The sequence below is a fragment of the Massilia sp. WG5 genome (assembly GCF_001412595.2).
Taxonomy (GTDB): Bacteria; Pseudomonadota; Gammaproteobacteria; order Burkholderiales; family Burkholderiaceae_D; genus Telluria.
This window is the reverse complement of sequence record NZ_CP012640.2, coordinates 3,195,171-3,210,860: the sequence shown is the minus strand read 5'-3', so window position 1 is coordinate 3,210,860 and position 15,690 is coordinate 3,195,171. Positions and strand designations below refer to the sequence as shown.

At 66.0% G+C, this 15,690-nt stretch carries 12 protein-coding genes; 6 read left to right on the top strand and 6 right to left on the bottom strand.

Going from position 1 to position 15,690, the window contains the following annotated elements; genetic code table 11:
* Positions 1-7: 7 nt before the first annotated feature.
* Complete coding sequence (locus tag AM586_RS14310) at positions 8-1,219, top strand: cyanophycinase (RefSeq protein ID WP_047821228.1); 1,212 nt, start codon at positions 8-10, stop codon at positions 1,217-1,219.
* A 40-nt stretch (positions 1,220-1,259) separates the two neighbouring features.
* On the opposite strand, the gene uvrA is transcribed toward AM586_RS14310, so the two are convergent.
* On the bottom strand, positions 1,260-4,109 hold the full coding sequence (uvrA, locus tag AM586_RS14305) for an excinuclease ABC subunit UvrA (RefSeq protein WP_047821226.1): 2,850 nt from the start codon (positions 4,107-4,109) through the stop codon (positions 1,260-1,262).
* 447 nt (positions 4,110-4,556) lie between these two features.
* On the opposite strand from uvrA, the gene ssb reads away from it, so the two are divergent.
* Positions 4,557-5,075, top strand: coding sequence for a single-stranded DNA-binding protein (gene ssb / locus AM586_RS14300; RefSeq protein WP_047821223.1), 519 nt, complete (start codon positions 4,557-4,559; stop codon positions 5,073-5,075).
* A gap of 86 nt (positions 5,076-5,161) precedes the next feature.
* Here the strand turns inward: ssb and AM586_RS14295 are convergent, their stop codons facing one another.
* The gene (locus AM586_RS14295) at positions 5,162-5,686 is read right to left on the bottom strand and encodes a hypothetical protein (RefSeq protein WP_047821221.1); all 525 of its coding nucleotides are present in this window, start codon (positions 5,684-5,686) and stop codon (positions 5,162-5,164) included.
* Positions 5,687-5,899: 213 nt separating this feature from the next.
* Here AM586_RS14295 and AM586_RS14290 point away from each other — a divergent pair, with 213 nt between their 5' ends.
* Positions 5,900-6,724: an alpha/beta fold hydrolase gene (locus tag AM586_RS14290; RefSeq protein ID WP_047821219.1), complete on the top strand. Its 825-nt coding sequence runs from the start codon at positions 5,900-5,902 to the stop codon at positions 6,722-6,724.
* Here the strand turns inward: AM586_RS14290 and AM586_RS14285 are convergent, their stop codons facing one another.
* On the bottom strand, positions 6,725-7,927 hold the full coding sequence (locus AM586_RS14285; RefSeq protein ID WP_047821218.1) for a family 1 glycosylhydrolase: 1,203 nt from the start codon (positions 7,925-7,927) through the stop codon (positions 6,725-6,727).
* Between the two features lie 558 nt (positions 7,928-8,485).
* On the opposite strand from AM586_RS14285, the gene AM586_RS14280 reads away from it, so the two are divergent.
* The 3 genes from AM586_RS14280 to AM586_RS28850 all read left to right on the top strand — a co-directional run bounded on the left by AM586_RS14280 (position 8,486) and on the right by AM586_RS28850 (position 11,296).
* Entirely contained in the window at positions 8,486-9,661 is a 1,176-nt protein-coding gene (locus tag AM586_RS14280; protein WP_047821216.1) for an MFS transporter, read from the top strand.
* A 169-nt stretch (positions 9,662-9,830) separates the two neighbouring features.
* The gene (locus AM586_RS28855; RefSeq protein WP_047821214.1) at positions 9,831-10,448 is read left to right on the top strand and encodes a DUF4254 domain-containing protein; all 618 of its coding nucleotides are present in this window, start codon (positions 9,831-9,833) and stop codon (positions 10,446-10,448) included.
* Positions 10,445-11,296, top strand: coding sequence for a glycosyltransferase family 2 protein (locus AM586_RS28850; RefSeq protein ID WP_229411018.1), 852 nt, complete (start codon positions 10,445-10,447; stop codon positions 11,294-11,296). The genes AM586_RS28855 and AM586_RS28850 overlap by 4 nt, the downstream gene beginning before the upstream one ends.
* Before the next feature lie 181 nt (positions 11,297-11,477).
* Here AM586_RS28850 and AM586_RS14265 read toward each other — a convergent pair whose 3' ends face one another.
* Genes AM586_RS14265 through AM586_RS14255 form a run of 3 tightly spaced genes read right to left on the bottom strand, consistent with a single transcriptional unit; the run spans position 11,478 to position 15,579 of the window.
* Positions 11,478-12,527 carry a glycosyltransferase family 9 protein gene (locus tag AM586_RS14265; protein ID WP_229411017.1) on the bottom strand — a complete coding sequence of 350 codons (1,050 nt, stop codon included), beginning with the start codon at positions 12,525-12,527 and terminating at the stop codon, positions 11,478-11,480.
* 20 nt (positions 12,528-12,547) lie between these two features.
* Positions 12,548-13,903, bottom strand: coding sequence for a N,N-dimethylformamidase beta subunit family domain-containing protein (locus AM586_RS14260; RefSeq protein WP_047821210.1), 1,356 nt, complete (start codon positions 13,901-13,903; stop codon positions 12,548-12,550).
* Complete coding sequence (locus AM586_RS14255; protein WP_047821207.1) at positions 13,900-15,579, bottom strand: carbamoyltransferase C-terminal domain-containing protein; 1,680 nt, start codon at positions 15,577-15,579, stop codon at positions 13,900-13,902. The genes AM586_RS14260 and AM586_RS14255 overlap by 4 nt, the downstream gene beginning before the upstream one ends.
* Between the last annotated feature and the right edge of the window lie 111 nt (positions 15,580-15,690).

Here is a 15,690-nt window from a genome sequence, read left to right as displayed (position 1 = left end):
GGGGCGCATGTTGAAGAGACTGTGCTTTGCGGTGGCGCTGGCGCTTGGTTGCGCCACCGTATCGGCAGCCGATGCCGGCGCGCCGAAGGGATCGCTGGTCATCATCGGCGGCGGCTTGCGCGCCAATAACGCCGAGGTGTACCAGAAGATCGTCGAGCTGGCGGGCGGGAAGGGCGCGCGCATCGCGGTGTTCCCGACCGCGGCCGGCACGCCCGAGCGCGAAGGACGGCTTACCGTGGAAGCCCTCAGGCGCTACGGCGCGCAGGCCTTCGTGGTGCCGGTCGCGCCGCGCCTGGCCGGCGCGGACGCGCGCAAGGCGGCCGACGATCCGGCCCTGGCGGCCCGGGTGCGCGAGGCCGGCGGCGCCTTCTTCACCGGCGGCGACCAGGCCCGCATCACCGCTTCGCTCAAGCGCGCCGACGGCGGCAACACCGCCGTGCTGGACGCGTTGTGGGCGATGTACCGGCGCGGCGGCGTCATCGCCGGCACCAGCGCCGGCGCGGCCATCATGAGCCGCACCATGTTCTACGATCCGCCGCTGGAAGTGCTGCCGATGCTGCAGAACGGGATTGTGGACGGCAAGGATGTCGCGCCCGGCCTGGGCTTCGTCGGCGACGATGTCTTCATCGACCAGCACTTCCTGATCCGCGGCCGCTTCGCCCGCATGCTGCCGGTGATGCTGGCCAAGGGCTATACGCTGGGACTCGGCATCGACGAGAACACCGCCGCCGTGGTCGGACCGACGCGCGACGTCACGATCATCGGCTACCGCGGCGCGCTGGTGCTCGACCTGGCCGGCGCCAGCACCGACAAGGCGCGGCCGAACTTCAACCTGTCGAATGCGCGCATCAGCTATCTCGACAGCGGCGACCGCTTCAACCTGGTCAACCGGGCCTATTCGCCGGGACCGGACAAGGAGCCGCTGAAGAACATCGACCGCGAGCACCGCGAATCGATCTTCACCACCGACATCCTGGGGAATACCTCGGTCGTGAACCTGCTGGAAAAACTGGTGGACAGCGACCAGCAGCGCGCCGTCGGCATCGCCTTCGAAGGGCCCGGCAGCAAGACGGCGGAACGCGGCTTCGAGTTCACCTTCACCCGCGTGCCCGATACGCGCGAATACGCGACCAACCGCGAGGATGCGTATTCGATCTACCGGATCAGGATGGATGTGCGGCCGGTGCGGGTGCACCAGCCGCTTTATACGACGGAGTAGCGATAAAAAAAGGACGCCGAGGCGTCCTTTTCATTCCTGCTTACTGCTTCAGAAGCGGCTTCAGGTACTTGCCCGTCACGCTGGCCTTGTTCTTGGCCACATCCTCCGGCGTGCCGGTGGCGACGATGGTGCCGCCGCCCGCGCCGCCTTCCGGACCGAGGTCGACGATCCAGTCCGCGGTCTTGATCACGTCCAGGTTGTGCTCGATGATGGCGAGCGTGTTGCCCTGGTCGCGCAGGCGGTGGATCACCTTCAGCAGCAGGTCGATGTCGGCGAAGTGCAGGCCGGTGGTCGGCTCGTCGAGGATGTACAGGGTGCGGCCGGTGTCGCGCTTGGACAGCTCCAGCGACAGCTTCACGCGTTGCGCCTCGCCGCCCGACAGCGTGGTCGCGCTCTGGCCCAGCTTGATGTAGCCGAGGCCCACGTCCAGCAGCGTATGCAGCTTGCGGGCGATGACCGGCACGGCCTTGAAGAAGTCGTGCGCGTCCTCGACCGTCATGTCCAGCACTTCGGTGATGTTCTTGCCCTTGTACTCGACTTCCAGCGTCTCGCGGTTGTAGCGCTTGCCGTGGCAGACGTCGCAAGGCACGTAGACGTCCGGCAGGAAGTGCATCTCGACCTTGATCACGCCGTCACCCTGGCAGGCTTCGCAGCGGCCGCCCTTCACGTTGAACGAGAAGCGGCCGGCGGAGTAACCACGCTCCTTGGCGGTCGGCACCGTCGCGAACAGGTCGCGGATCGGGGTGAACACGCCGGTATAGGTCGCCGGGTTCGAACGCGGGGTACGGCCGATCGGCGCCTGGTCGACCGAGATCACCTTGTCGAAGTGTTCCAGGCCGTGGATCGCGGTGTGCGGCGCCGGTTCCGTCTGCGAGCCGTACAGGTGGCGCGACAGGGCCGGATACAGGGTGTCGTTGATCAGCGTCGACTTGCCCGAGCCGGAGACGCCGGTCACGCAGGTCATCAGGCCCACCGGCAGCTCCAGGGTCACGTCCTTCAGGTTGTTGCCGGTCGCGCCGCTGATGTGCAGCATGCGCTCGGGATCGGCCTCGGTGCGCTTCTTCGGCACCTCGATCTTCTTGCGGCCGCTCAGGTAGGCCGCGGTCAAGGACTCCTTGTTCTTCATGATGTCCTTGATCGTGCCCTCGGCGATCACGGCGCCGCCATGCACGCCCGCGCCCGGACCCATGTCGACGATGTAGTCGGCGGTGCGGATCGCATCCTCGTCGTGCTCGACCACCAGCACGCTGTTGCCGATGTCGCGCAGGTGCTTCAGGGTCGCGATCAGGCGGTCGTTGTCGCGCTGGTGCAAGCCGATCGAGGGCTCGTCGAGCACGTACATCACGCCGGTCAGGCCGGAGCCGATCTGCGAGGCCAGGCGGATGCGCTGGGCTTCGCCGCCCGACAGGGTATCGGCGCTGCGGTCCAGCGACAGGTAATCGAGGCCGACGTCGTTCAGGAATTTCAGGCGCGCGACGATCTCCTTGATCACGCGCTCGGCGATGTCCTTCTTGGCGCCGGTCAGCTCCAGGCTGTCGAAGTAGGCCAGGCAGTCGCGCAGCGGGGTCCTGGCGACCTCGTAGATCGCGCGTTCCTGGTCGCCGGTGCCGATGCGCACATAGCGCGCTTCGGTGCGCAGGCGCGCGCCGCCGCAGGTCGGGCATTCCTTCTCGTTGATGAACTTGGCCAGCTCTTCCTTCACCGCCATCGAGTCCGTTTCGCGGTAGCGGCGCTGCAGGTTGTTGACCACGCCTTCGAAGGTGTGCTCGCGGATCACGGTGCGGCCACGCTCGTTCACGTAGGCGAAGGGCACGGTATTCTTGCCGGAGCCGAACAGGACGACATCCTGCGCGGCCTTCGGCAGCTGCTCGAAGGGTTTATCGAGGTCGAATTCGAAGTGCTGCGCCAGGCTGCTCAGCATCTGGAAATAGAACTGGTTGCGGCGATCCCAGCCCTTCACGGCGCCGGAGGCCAGCGACAGGTTCGGGAAGGCGACGATGCGCTTCGGATCGAAGAACTCGATGTGGCCCAGGCCGTCGCATTCCTGGCAGGCGCCCATCGGGTTATTGAAGGAGAACAGGCGCGGCTCCAGCTCCTGCAGCGAATAGCCGCAGACGTTGCAGGCGAACTTGTTCGAGAAGATGTGTTCCTTCTCGGTGTCCATCTCGTAGGCCACGGCGCGGCCGTCGGCCAGGCGCAGCGCGGTTTCGAAGGATTCGGCCAGGCGCTGCTTGATCTCGGCGTTGACCTTCACGCGGTCGATCACGACGTCGATGGTGTGCTTCTCGGTCTTCTTCAGCTTCGGCAGGTCGTCGACGTCATAGATTTTGGCGACGCCGGTGCCGCTCTGGACGCGGAAACGCACGAAGCCCTGGGCCTGCATCGAGGCGAACAGGTCGCTGTGCTCGCCCTTGCGGTTGGCGACGACGGGCGCCAGGATCATCAGCTTGGTGCCCTCCGGCATGGCCAGCACGGCATCGACCATCTGCGAGACGGTCTGCGCGGTCAGCGGCTCGTGCGAGTGGTCCGGGCAATAGGGCGTGCCGACGCGCGCGTACAGCAGGCGCAGGTAATCGTGGATCTCGGTGACGGTGCCGACGGTCGAGCGCGGGTTGTGCGAGGTCGCTTTCTGCTCGATCGAGATGGCCGGCGACAGGCCCTCGATCAGGTCGACGTCCGGCTTCTCCATCAGCTGCAGGAACTGGCGCGCGTAGGCCGACAGCGACTCGACATAGCGGCGCTGGCCCTCGGCGTACAGGGTATCGAAGGCGAGCGAGGACTTGCCGGAACCCGACAGGCCGGTGATCACGATCAGCTTGTTGCGCGGCAGGTCGAGGTTGATGTTCTTGAGGTTGTGCGTGCGGGCGCCGCGGATACGGATTTCTTCCATCAGGATTGGGCTGGCTTTCGAAGGTTGTGGGCCGGACGAGGAGAACTCACTAGTTTACCTGTTTTTATTCACAGTGGTATACATGCTGTGAATTTAGTGTGGCTGCGTTATTTGCCTGGCATTGGAACGATCCAGGGCACATTTCGGGTATGTGGTCGGGAGTCGGGCGAATTCAATGGCAGACTCACCAGAAAGCGCAAAATTTTTTGAACGAAACGGCCTGCGCTACGCCAGGTTGGTGCAACAAACATTGATGGAAATCTCTTCCAAATCAGGCACTTCGACCCCATCTTCGTTGTCTGAGAGGGTGCTGTAGCAGCCTGTCCGCTGCCCTTCGAAAGTTGTGGAAAAAGATGCAGCCCGACAGCATAATAGCGGACGAATTTCAACCAGTTCCCTGGCGCTTAGACATGACGCAGAGTCAGGGATTTACCAAGGAGCTTTACCATGGCATCAGTCAACAAGGTCATCATCGTCGGCAACCTCGGCCGCGATCCGGAAATCCGCTACATGCCGAGCGGCGACGCCATCGCCAACATCGCCGTGGCGACCTCGTACAAGTCGAAGGACCGCAACACGGGCGAACAGAAAGAGCTGACCGAGTGGCACCGCATCTCCTTCTTCGGCCGCCTGGCCGAGATCGTCGGCCAGTACCTGAAGAAAGGTTCGTCGGTCTACGTGGAAGGCCGCCTGCAGACCCGCAAGTACACCGATAAGGACGGCATCGAGCGCTACGCCACCGACATCATCGCCGAGAACATGCAGATGCTGGGCGGTCGCCAGGGCATGGGCGGCGACAGCGGCAGCTACGACGGTGGCGGCAGTGGCGGTTACGACGGCGGCGGCAGCTACGACGCCCCGCCGAGCCGCCCGGCTCCGCGCCAGGCCCCGCCGGCGCCGGCAGCCCGTCCGCAGCCGAAACCGGCTCCGAACTTCTCGGATATGGATGACGACATCCCGTTCTAAGCCAAACCAGCCTCAGCGGTTTCAAGAAAAAACCCACTTCTCTTCGGGAAGTGGGTTTTTTATTGCCGAACTTATTGCCGGATGCTTCAGGGCTTGTTGCCGGTCGCCCGATGTGCCTGGTTATTGCCGCCTTCCAGGGTATTGCTGCACTCCAGTAAATTGCCTGCAGCCGTATCGAGCGAGAAGCCGGCGATGTCGGCCCCGGCTCCCGGCTCGCCGTTGTCGATGAAGCGGAACCAGATCGACGCCGGCGTCTCGTCCAGCCTGCCGGTTCCGGTGCCATAGAAGGTGTTGAAGGGCGCCGTGGGGGTGCTGGCGTCCGGACCGACGCAGTAGGCGCTGTTCAGCGAGGTCAGGTGGAAATGCTGGCCGGTAGAGAGATTCACCTCAAGGTTGTTCGGGCCGGAAATCGGCTGGCCCGGGCGCTGGCAGTGCAGCTCGTAACCGAAGGTGATGCGATAGGCGGCGCCCTTGCAGATGATGGAACCGCCGCCGGTCATGCGTCCGGCGCTGGTGTCGGGCTGGCCGGCGAACGCCGGCGCCACGGCACAGCTCAGGATCACGGCCGCCAGGATGCGGGAAGGCTTGCTGCGGGAACTTGGGATACTCATCGAAACACCTCCTCAGGACACGACAAAAAATCCGCACGAATATTGTTATTTTGATATTCAATATGCACAGCATAGGCGCGGATCGGCGACCGGGGATGATGTATTGGCAAGCCTGGAGACCTTGTTGAGAGGTGTCAGGAGTGTGCTTCGGCAAGCGTGCGTATCGTCGAGAGGCGAGGTCGTACACTTGGACGCTTATTCAAAGGAGAGTCCATGCCTATCATCCAGACGTCCGGCGCCAATCCAACCGAGCTCTACTACTACGAACAGGGGCAGGGCAAGCCCGTGGTGCTGATCCACGGCTGGCCGCTCAGCCACCGTATGTGGGAGTCGCAGATCACGGCCCTGTCCGAGGCCGGCTACCGCGTCATCGCCTACGACCGTCGCGGTTTCGGCCAGTCGGGCCGCCCGACCGCGGGCTACGACTACGACAGCTTTGCCGCCGACCTGAACGACCTGATCAATCAACTGGACCTGCGCGACGTGGCGCTGGCCGGCTTTTCGATGGGCGGCGGCGAAGTCGCGCGCTATATCGGCCGCTATGGCACGCAGCGCCTGTCGAAGGCCATGCTGCTGGGCGCAGTGCCGCCCTTCCTGCTGAAGACGGACGACAATCCGCAGGGCGTCGACAAGGCCGTGTTCGACGGCATGCTGGCGGGCGTGCGGAAAGACCGTATCGCCTTCCTGCAGGGCTTCTTTCCCGGCTTCTACAACCTGGACAAGAATGCCGAGCAGGGACAGGATCTGCTGGCGTTCAGCAAGTGGCAGGCCTGGGCTGCGTCGCCGCTGGCGACCGAGCAATGCATCGTCGCCTTCGGCGAGACCGACTTCCGCGCCGACCTGGCGAAATTCGACATCCCGACCCTGGTCGCGCATGGCGACGCCGACCAGATCGTGCCGATCGGCGTTTCCGGCCAGCGCTCGCACGAGATGATTGCCGGCAGCCGGCTCGAGGTGGTGAAGGGCGCGCCGCACGGCTTCGCCGCAACCCATGCCGAGCTGCTCAACAAGCTGATGCTGGACTTCCTGAAGTCCTGATTAAGAGAGCGACAGGAAGCCGCTGTCGACCTGCCTGCGCCAGGTGCGGATCAGCTCGCGGTAGGCTTCGCCGACCGGCTGGATGCGCCGCTCCAGGTCGCACAGGCCGAAGCGGTTCACCTTGCCGGCATCCTTGACCAGCGAACTGTCCCAGTCCACCTGGTCGATCAGGCTGTACCAGGTAAAGCCGAGGATGGGGACGCCGTCGGCCTTCAGGCGCATCAGGTTCGACCATTGCTTTTCCAGCCAGATGCGGGCGTTCTTTTCCTTGCCGCCTTCGTCGCGGTTGTTGGTCTCCGTGTGCATCACCGGCAGGCGATAGCGTTCGTAATACTGCCTGGTGATGACGTAATAGCCGAACATTTCGCAGACATCGACCCTGCCGTCGGGATAGGCGGTGTGCTCGTTGACCGCGTAGTAGTCGTTACCCATGATGCAGTGGGCCTTGATGCTGTGGTCGAGGAAAAAGTGGTACTCCGCGCGCGTCATCCCGTTATCCATCAGGAATTCATAGGTCCTGCCGCAGACGTCGTAGCCATACGTAAAGTCCAGCGCCAGGAAGCGCAGCTCGTTCAGGTGCCTCGCCCATTCCATGGCATCCGGATCGGACGGGTGGTAATACTCCGACGACTCGCTCTGGATGAAGCGGGCGTCGGGCCGCAGGTCCAGGATCGCCCGCGCGGCCAGGATATTCGCCCTGGCGAGGTGCTTCACGGCGGTGACGAAAGCCTGGTCCGAGGCCAGGCGCTCGTTCCACATGCCCTTGATCGCCGAGAGCTTGGCGGTGACGTACATTTCGTTGACCGGCGTGTACAGCTCGACCCACGGAAAGCGCTGCGCGAAGGCGCGCGCGTACTCGGCAAAGAAATCGGGGAATTCCGGATTCTGGAAGTTGCCGAGCCAGTCGGGCACGCCGAAATGGCAGAGGTCGACAATCGGGACGATGCCGAGGCGCCGGATCTCGGCAAAGACCTGGTCGGTGAATTCCCAGTCGTAGCGTCCCGGACCGGAATGAATGCGGTACCACGGCGGGCCATAGCGCAAGGCATCGATGCCGAGCGAGCGCACGAGGGCCAGGTCGTCCCGCCAGCGCGTGTAATGCGCGGTCTTTTCCATTTCGTCGATGCGCATGGGCTTGCCGTCCGGGCCTGCGATGACCGGATAACTGCTTTCAATACCTGTCGCGAATAAGAATCTCTGCATGCCCATCCTTGCCGCCCGCCAGATCGCTCATCTTAGCGGAGCCATCCTGCCGGGTCCGCACGATAAGCGCGGGCAAACCCGTGCGCCTGTCGCCGCACGAATTCGTAAGGCCATCGGTATTTCGATGTTGCATTCAGTTACAAAACGGAGCGAATAAATTTCTGACCCGCGAGCTTCGCGCCTAGTCTTTCTTCAATTCATTTTCTTGGGCATTAGCTGCCATCTCGCCTTTACTTTTCAGTTAAAAAAGTCGGCTGGAATACCCCATTCAAGGGCTGATATCAGTCGGCTGTATGGCTGATATCACGCGTCTTTGTCGCGTATTTCCCATATAACTCCGCCGTATTTCAGGATTTCGAAGAAATTTTGCTTATCAATTCCTTCATTCTGTCTACATCGCGCAACGCTTCGATAAGCGCTTACAAACTGAAAGAATTTTTTTTCCGTGTGGCAAAGCGAAATCAATGCAAGGCGCGTAGAATTGCCTTCCATCAGTTTCCGACCGCCAACTACTTCTGGTTGGCGTTTTGCTTTCAACCCCAACAAAATCAACGCAGAATGCAAACTCCTCGTCGCACTACCAGCACCACCCGCGCCATCGCCCGCAGCCTGCCGATCGCGCAGGCACAGCAATATGCACTGCCTGTCCTGTTTGCCCTGTTCGGCGTGATCATGGGTTCGTGGGCCGGCCGTATCCCGGCGATGGCCGAACGCGTGCACGTGTCGCATTCGGCGCTGTCGATGGTGCTGCTGTGCGGCGGCCTTGGCGCCGTCCTGTCCTACCCGATCTCTTCGCGCATGATGGGTTCGCTTGGCGCGCGCAAGACCCTGCTGTTCTCGGGCCTGGCCCTGCTGTGCGTGCTGATCGCCATCGGCGTCGCGCCGACCGTGCCGCTGCTGATGATGGCCGTGCTGAGCCTGGGCATCACTGCCAGCACCTTCGACGTCGCCATCAACTCGGCCGCGACCGCCCGCGAAAAAGCCAGCGGCAAGTCGGAACTGTCGAAGCTGCACGGCCTCGGCTGCGCCGGCGGCCTGGCAGGTGCGACCCTGGGCAGCCTGATGGCCAGCCTGCACATCGCCCCGGCCACGCACTTCATGATGCTGGCGGGCCCGCTGGCCATCGTCCTGTATTTCGCCTTTACCCTGCTGGACGCGGATGACGTCAGCGCCACCGTCGAGAAGAAGTCGTTCTCGCTGCCGCGCGGCCCGCTGCTGGTGCTGGGCGCGCTGGGCTTCCTGGGTTCGATGGCCGAAGGCAGCATTGCCGACTGGAGCGGCGTGTTCCTGAAAGAGCACTTCGGCGCGTCGGACGGTCTGGCGCCGCTGGCCCTGTCCTGCTTCTCGGTGATGATGCTGCTGGCGCGCCTGGTCGGCGACAAGCTGAAGGTCCGCTACGGCGCCCGTCCCCTGGTCACCAGCGGTTCGATGCTGGGCGCGGCCGGCCTGTTCTTCGCGGTCCTGTCGCCGGACGCCTACTTTGCCCTGTTCGGCTTTGCCGTCGCCGGCATGGGCATGGCCCTGGTGTTCCCCTTCGTGTTCAGCGCCGCCGGCGCCCAGGGCCCGGTCGCCCTGGCCGGCGTGGCCAGCATGGCCTACAGCGGCAGCCTGATGGGTCCGCCGGTGATCGGCGCCATCGCCCAGGGCCTGGGCATGCAGATCGCCATCGCCTACGTCGGCGGCCTGGCGGCGCTGATCGCCTTCGTGGCCAGCCGCGCACGCATGCTGAAATAATCCCCGCTCGCTTTCCTTTGTCGGGGCGGTTGCCGAAAGGCGCCGCCCTTTTTTTATTCCACTATCGGCCGTTTGCGCCGCGCCAAGCCTGGCAGCGGCGATGCGAACTCCAGCAAGTCCGAAGAACTCCAAGCGCTGTGACCATATTGATCAGCAGGGCGGAGCCTTCATGCACAGCAAAATCGACGCTGTATCGGTCGTCGCCTTCCACGACCGCCAACTGCACAATCCGGACTGGCCGATATTCGACGACGCCCTGCCCGGCATCTGGACCTGGATCGCCGCCAACCACCGCTACAACGGCCTGCTGTGGCGCGAGGAAGACCGCGCGCGCCGGCTCGACGTGCCGCCGGCGGAAATCGCCGCCAGCAAGCGCCTGATCGACCGCTACAACCAGAAACGCAACGACGCGGTCGAAGCCGTCGACGAGCGCCTGCTGGGCGAGCTCGAGCGCGTCAGACGCCAGCCCGGCGCGCGCCTGTCCAGCGAAACCGCGGGTTCGATGATCGACCGCCTGTCGATCCTGGCGCTGAAGATCCACCACATGCGCGCCCAGGCCCGGCGCCACGAAGCCGGTCCCGATCACATGCACGCCTGCACCTGCAAGCTCGAGCGCTTGACCGCCCAGCGTGAAGACCTCATGTTCTGCCTCGACAGCCTGCTGGCCGAGGCGCGGGAAGGGCAGGCCTTCTTCAAGGTCTACCGCCAGTTCAAGATGTACAACGATCCGAGCCTGAATCCCTGGCTGTACGGGAAGGCGCAAGAGACCGGGAAGGCCGCGCCGTGAACGACACCACGCCTCCATTCGCGCACCAGCCCATCGACGTCCTGGTGCCCACCTGTAACCGGCCCGCGGCGCTGGCGGTGACCTTGTCCTCGCTGGGTTTCCAGACCTGGCGCTCGCTGCGCATCGTGGTGTCCGACCAGTCCGACGGCGCTGGCGCCTATGCCCACGGCGAGGTGCAGGCCGTGCTGCGCTACCTGCGCGCGACCGGGCGGCAGGTCGAGACCTGGCGCAACCTGCCGCGCCGCGGCATGGCCCAGCAGCGCGCCTTCCTGCTCGAACAGGCACAGGCACACTATTGCCTGTTCGTCGACGACGACGTCATCCTCGAGCCGGACCTGGCGGCGCGCCTGCATGCCGTGATCGAGGCTGAAGGCTGCGGCTTCGTCGGCAGCGCCCTGCATGGCCTCAGCTACCTGGGACAGGAGCGGCCGGCCCAGGAAAACATCGAGTTCTGGAACGGGCCGGTGACGCCCGAAACCGTGCGCCCCGGCAGCCCGGCCTGGGCGCGCCATCACCTGCACAGCGCGGCAAACCTGTTCCATGTGCAGTCGCGCCTTGGGCTGCAGGGCAGCAGCGGCGATGCCACGAGCACGACGCGCACCTACAAGGTGGCCTGGGTCGGCGGCTGCGTGTTGTTCGACACGGCCTGCCTGCGGGCCGCCGGCGGCTACGATTTCTGGACCGACCTGCCCGCCCAGCATTGCGGCGAGGACGTGCTCGCCCAGCAGCGTGTCATGGCCCGCTACGGCGGTTGCGCCATCGTGCCCTCGGGGGCGTACCACATGGAGCTGCCGACCACGGTGACGGCGCGCGCCATCGATGCGCCTTATCTGCTGCCCTTCGAATGAGCCGGCGTGCGCCCGGATGAGGTCCGCGGGATCGCCGTGCTGCGGCCGAACGCCGTGGGCGACTTCGTGTTCGCCTTGCCGGCCCTGGCCAGGACACTGTCGCCACGCGCGGCCCGCACGACGAAAGCTTCGTGGCCGACGCCAGCCTGGCGCAGGTCGAGCGATTGGTCGTACCCCTGCTTCACCAGTAAGGCCACATGCCGACGCTGCGCTGTCTGCTCGGCGCGGTGCCGGACAGCAGGGCGCGTGCATGCTGCAGTACCACCGCGGCGCGCCGGGCATCCGGATCCCAGATGCAGCGGTGGCTGTGGCGGTCGAGCGGCGCCCAGCGCGCGATGTCGGCCTTGCTGAACACCACCACGCTCTTGAGCTTCAGGCCGGCCGCGACCTGCGACACGCCGGTATCGTTGCACAGCAGTAGCTTGGCCTTGCGCATCAGCACGGCCATGGCTCCGATCGAGATCGGCGTGGCGGCATCGACCGGCTTGTGGTGCATATGGGCCGCCACCTCGGCCGTCAGGTCAGCTTCGCTGGCCGAGCCGGTCAGCACGGGTTGTAAGCCGAACTCCGCCGCAAGGCGGTCGCCGACTTCGGCAAACTGGCGGGGCGGCCAGCACTTGTCGCGTTGCCGCGCGCCGGGGTGGATGCAGAAATAGCCGCCGTCCTGCAGCCCTGCCGTGATGCCGCTGGCGTCGAGCTCTTCCTCGTCCTCGCGCGACAGCGGAAACTCCAGATCCAGACCGGCCGGCTCGGCGCCCAGTTCCTCCAGGAGACGCAGCAGGCGCTCCGGTTCGGTGCCCGTGTCCGGATAGGGCAGCAGGACGCTGCGGTCGCGCACCACCGGTTCGCCGCGGCGGTAGCCTGCCATCGCCCTGGCGCCGAAGCCGTTGACGATGTCGTTGCTGATGTCGCCGCTGCCGTGCAGCTGAATCGCCAGCTTGAATTCGCGCGCGCACAGGCTGGTATAAAAGCGCGCCAGTCCTTCGTGCTGCACCGGCTGCTCGGGCAGCAGCGGATGGCCGGGAAAGGGAACGAATTCGTCGACGTAGCTGCCGAAGCGGTCGGCAAACTGTTGCGCCCAGGGCAGGCCGACCAGGGCGATGTGGGCGCGCGGCGCGGCCTTGCGCAGCGCCCGCAGGGCCGGTACGGCGCACAGCATGTCGCCCAGCTGGAGCGCGCGAAAAACCACGACCGAGGAGGGATCGAGGCGTTGCAGGAGTCGGCGGCGCATCATCATGTTTTCCTTGGACCCTAGCCGAGCCGGTCGAGTACGTTGCGCGTGATCCTGTCCACCCGGCGGTCGCGGCCGCAGCCCAGCACCTGGGTCCAGTCCGTCGTGCCGGCCGAGAACACGCTGCCGTTGCGCCGGTAGATGCCCAGCGTGGCCGCATGCACCCCTTCGCCGGCGCCGTGCCGTTCGCGCGGCGGCAATTCCTGCCAGTGCGGTCCGAGCGGTGCGGCGGCCAGCAACTGGTAGCTCGACGGCGTGCCGCCCTCGTCGGCCCAGGACGACAGCACGGCGCCGTAGCGGGGGTCGAAAGCGTCCAGCGGCGCGCCGTCGCATTCGTAGCCGACCAGCGGCGGCCAGCTGTCGCGCCCGAACGCATCGCCGCGCGCCAGGCCGGTGCCGGCGAAGATCCAGTGCTCGGGCTGCTGCACGATGAAGCCGGCGGTGTCGCGCGGGCCATCCCACCAGCCGCCGCCATGGCGATAGCTGACCCCGCACAGCATGTCTTCCGGCCGCGCCGCGCCACTCGGCGGCCACCAGTGGTCGAATGCGCCGCGCGGCCCGCCCTGGTGGCAGACCATGGCCGCGCCGCCGTCGACCAGGTGGATGCGCCACCAGCACAGGTTGGCGGCGAAGAAGGCGATGTTGCCGCCGTCGGCGACGAAATCCTCGACCGCGTCGCGTGTGGCTTCGCTCCAGTATTCGTCGTGCCCGGCCGACAACAGAAGGCGGTAGCCATCCAGGATCCCGGGATCGGTGTGAATGTCGAGGTCGGTGCAGAAATCGGGATCGTAGCCGTTGCGCACCAGCCAGCGGATGAAGCGCGCATCCCAGTGCGCGAAGGACTGGCGCGGCGAACCGGCGTCGTAATGGTCGGCCGCGCCCCACACCGGGCCGCCGATGCCGCCGCCGGGACGGCGCAGCGAGACGCGTGCGCCGGGCGGGCTGCCGGAGCGCGGCGGGTGGTGATAAAAACAGGCGCCGCCGCTGCAGTTGTAGGCGTGGTAAGTGGCCAGCGGCAGTTTATACAGCAGGCTGCTGCGCACTGCGCCTTGTCCGCGCACCACGAACAGGGCCGCGCCATGGTCGCGCGCCAGGTCGAACACGCGCTTGCGGCCCTCTTCTTCCAGTTCGGCGATGTAGACGGCCGACGGCCAGTCTTCCGGGATGGCGAAGCCGTAGGCGGGCCAGTCCCAGTCCCGGTCCGGCGCGCCGTCGTCGGCATGGCGGCCGGGCAGCCATCCGGTGCGCCATGCCAGCGACGGGCCGTCGCCCCAGCGGTAGAAGGCAACGCGGAAGCGCGGGCTGTCGGTCGACACGTGCAGGGTGAGCGTATCGCCCGGCAGCACGCTGGCATGGCGCGGATAGCCGCGGATCATGCAGGCAACTCCGGCTCGCTGCGTTTGCTCACGAGGAAGGGCGGCATGGCCAGCGCGTGCAGCGGCAGGCGCCGAAACGAGACGATCGCCTCCTGCGGCGTTTCCACGATCGGTTCGTCCTTGCCGTTGAACGAGGTGTTCAGCAGCACCGGCACGCCGGTCAGCATCTCGAAGCCCTGCAGCAGGCGGCGCAGCAGCGGGTCGCCGCCGTCGCCGACCGTCTGCAGGCGCGCGGTGCCGTCGACGTGGGTGATGGCTGCCACCCGCGGCGCCACCTGCGGCCGTACCGGCGCCGCGAACTGCATGAAGGGAGAAGGGCCGGGCAGGTCGAACCAGTCGGCGGCGCGCTCCTCGAGCACCACCGGGGCCAGCGGCCGGAACCACTCGCGCTGCTTGATCCTGGCATTGATCCAGTCGCGCATCACGGCCTGGCGCGGATCGGCCAGGATGCTGCGGTGTCCGAGGGCGCGCGGACCGAATTCGCTGGAGCCCTGGTAAAGACCCAGCACGCGGCGGCTGCCCAGCAGCTCGAGCATCCGGGCGGACAGCGCGTCCATGCCCGGCAGGACTTCGATCCGCAGGTCGTCGCGGTCGAGCAGGGCGGCTTCGATCTCCCGCCGTCCCGGCGCCGGCCCGAGGTAGTCGTGGGTCCAGCGATAGGCGCAGCTCTCGCCGGCAAGTTCGGTCAGCCCATACAGCGCGCAGCCGAGTGCGGTGCCGGCGTCGCCCGGCGCCGGCGGGATGAAGATCTGGCGGAAGGGCGTCTCGCGCAGCAGGCGTTCGTTGGCCGAGCAGTTCAGGGCGGCGCCGCCGGCAAAGCACAGGCTGTCGAGCCGGGTCCGGGCGTGCAGCCAGCGCGCCACTTCCAGCAGCGCATCCTCGAAGGCGCGCTGGCCCGCCGCCGCCAGGTTGGCGCAGTCGGCGAAGGCGGCGCCGGGCCGGCCATAGCGGAAGCGTTCCCGCTCGCGCAGCACCTCGCGCCAGGGCGCCGGCATGCTGACCTGGCCGGCCTCGACCGTCAGCGGCGGCAGGCCGAGGGCGCGCGGGTCGCCATGCGGGGCCAGGCCCATCACCTTGCCTTCCTTGCCTTCGCCGGGAAAGATGGCCTGGGTCAGCAGGAAATAGAACATGCCCAGGCCGGCCAGGTGCGCATCGTCGCGGTCCCACAGCTGCTTGCCGATGCACAGCACGCGTTCGCGGTCGGCGCGGTAGAAGGAGGCGACTTCGCGCCAGCTGCCGGGCACGTAGGCGGCGCCGGCCCAGTACTCGGTGAGTTCGGCTACCTCGCTGCCCTGGCCATCGACGACCATCACCGCGGCGTCGCGGAAGGGAGACGGGTGGAACACGCTGTACAGGTGGGCCAGGTGGTGCGAGATGCGCGCGCGCCGGCAATCCGGGGCGAGACGCAGGCTGGCAGCCAGTTCTGCCTCGTACAGCGGCAGCTGCTTTTCTTCCTGGTCGGAGGAAAAGCATTCCACCACCACGTCGATCGGACGCTCGGGCCAGGGCAGGGACGGGAGATAGAGATCGCGGACGTCTCCCGGCTTGCCCCCGTGGTGCTTATGGCGCGTCAGCCGCTCCTTCTGGATCGCCCACAGCAGCCGCGAGCCCTGCATCAGGCAGACGCTGGCGTCCTGTGTCCGGTTAATGCCAAGCACGACGGGAGCATCGGTCATCGTTTCCTCCTTCTTCGTGTGCGATGGACGGTCCAGCGAAGGCTTGGAGCACGATGAGCTGCGATTAGTTCTGCGCCGGCGGGCGAGGGATATCAGGGCGTGGTCATCGAA

What these genes read in the sequence shown, in the direction of transcription:
- AM586_RS14260 (WP_047821210.1), bottom strand. Translation starts at nt 13,903, where the DNA reads ATGATCCGCGGCTATCCGCGCCATGCCAGCGTGCTGCCGGGCGATACG.
- ssb (WP_047821223.1), top strand. Translation starts at nt 4,557, where the DNA reads ATGGCATCAGTCAACAAGGTCATCATCGTCGGCAACCTCGGCCGCGAT.
- uvrA (WP_047821226.1), bottom strand. Translation starts at nt 4,109, where the DNA reads ATGGAAGAAATCCGTATCCGCGGCGCCCGCACGCACAACCTCAAGAAC.
- AM586_RS14295 (WP_047821221.1), bottom strand. Translation starts at nt 5,686, where the DNA reads ATGAGTATCCCAAGTTCCCGCAGCAAGCCTTCCCGCATCCTGGCGGCC.
- AM586_RS14255 (WP_047821207.1), bottom strand. Translation starts at nt 15,579, where the DNA reads ATGACCGATGCTCCCGTCGTGCTTGGCATTAACCGGACACAGGACGCC.
- AM586_RS14285 (WP_047821218.1), bottom strand. Translation starts at nt 7,927, where the DNA reads ATGCAGAGATTCTTATTCGCGACAGGTATTGAAAGCAGTTATCCGGTC.
- AM586_RS14290 (WP_047821219.1), top strand. Translation starts at nt 5,900, where the DNA reads ATGCCTATCATCCAGACGTCCGGCGCCAATCCAACCGAGCTCTACTAC.
- AM586_RS14280 (WP_047821216.1), top strand. Translation starts at nt 8,486, where the DNA reads ATGCAAACTCCTCGTCGCACTACCAGCACCACCCGCGCCATCGCCCGC.
- AM586_RS14310 (WP_047821228.1), top strand. Translation starts at nt 8, where the DNA reads ATGTTGAAGAGACTGTGCTTTGCGGTGGCGCTGGCGCTTGGTTGCGCC.
- AM586_RS28855 (WP_047821214.1), top strand. Translation starts at nt 9,831, where the DNA reads ATGCACAGCAAAATCGACGCTGTATCGGTCGTCGCCTTCCACGACCGC.
- AM586_RS14265 (WP_229411017.1), bottom strand. Translation starts at nt 12,527, where the DNA reads ATGCGCCGCCGACTCCTGCAACGCCTCGATCCCTCCTCGGTCGTGGTT.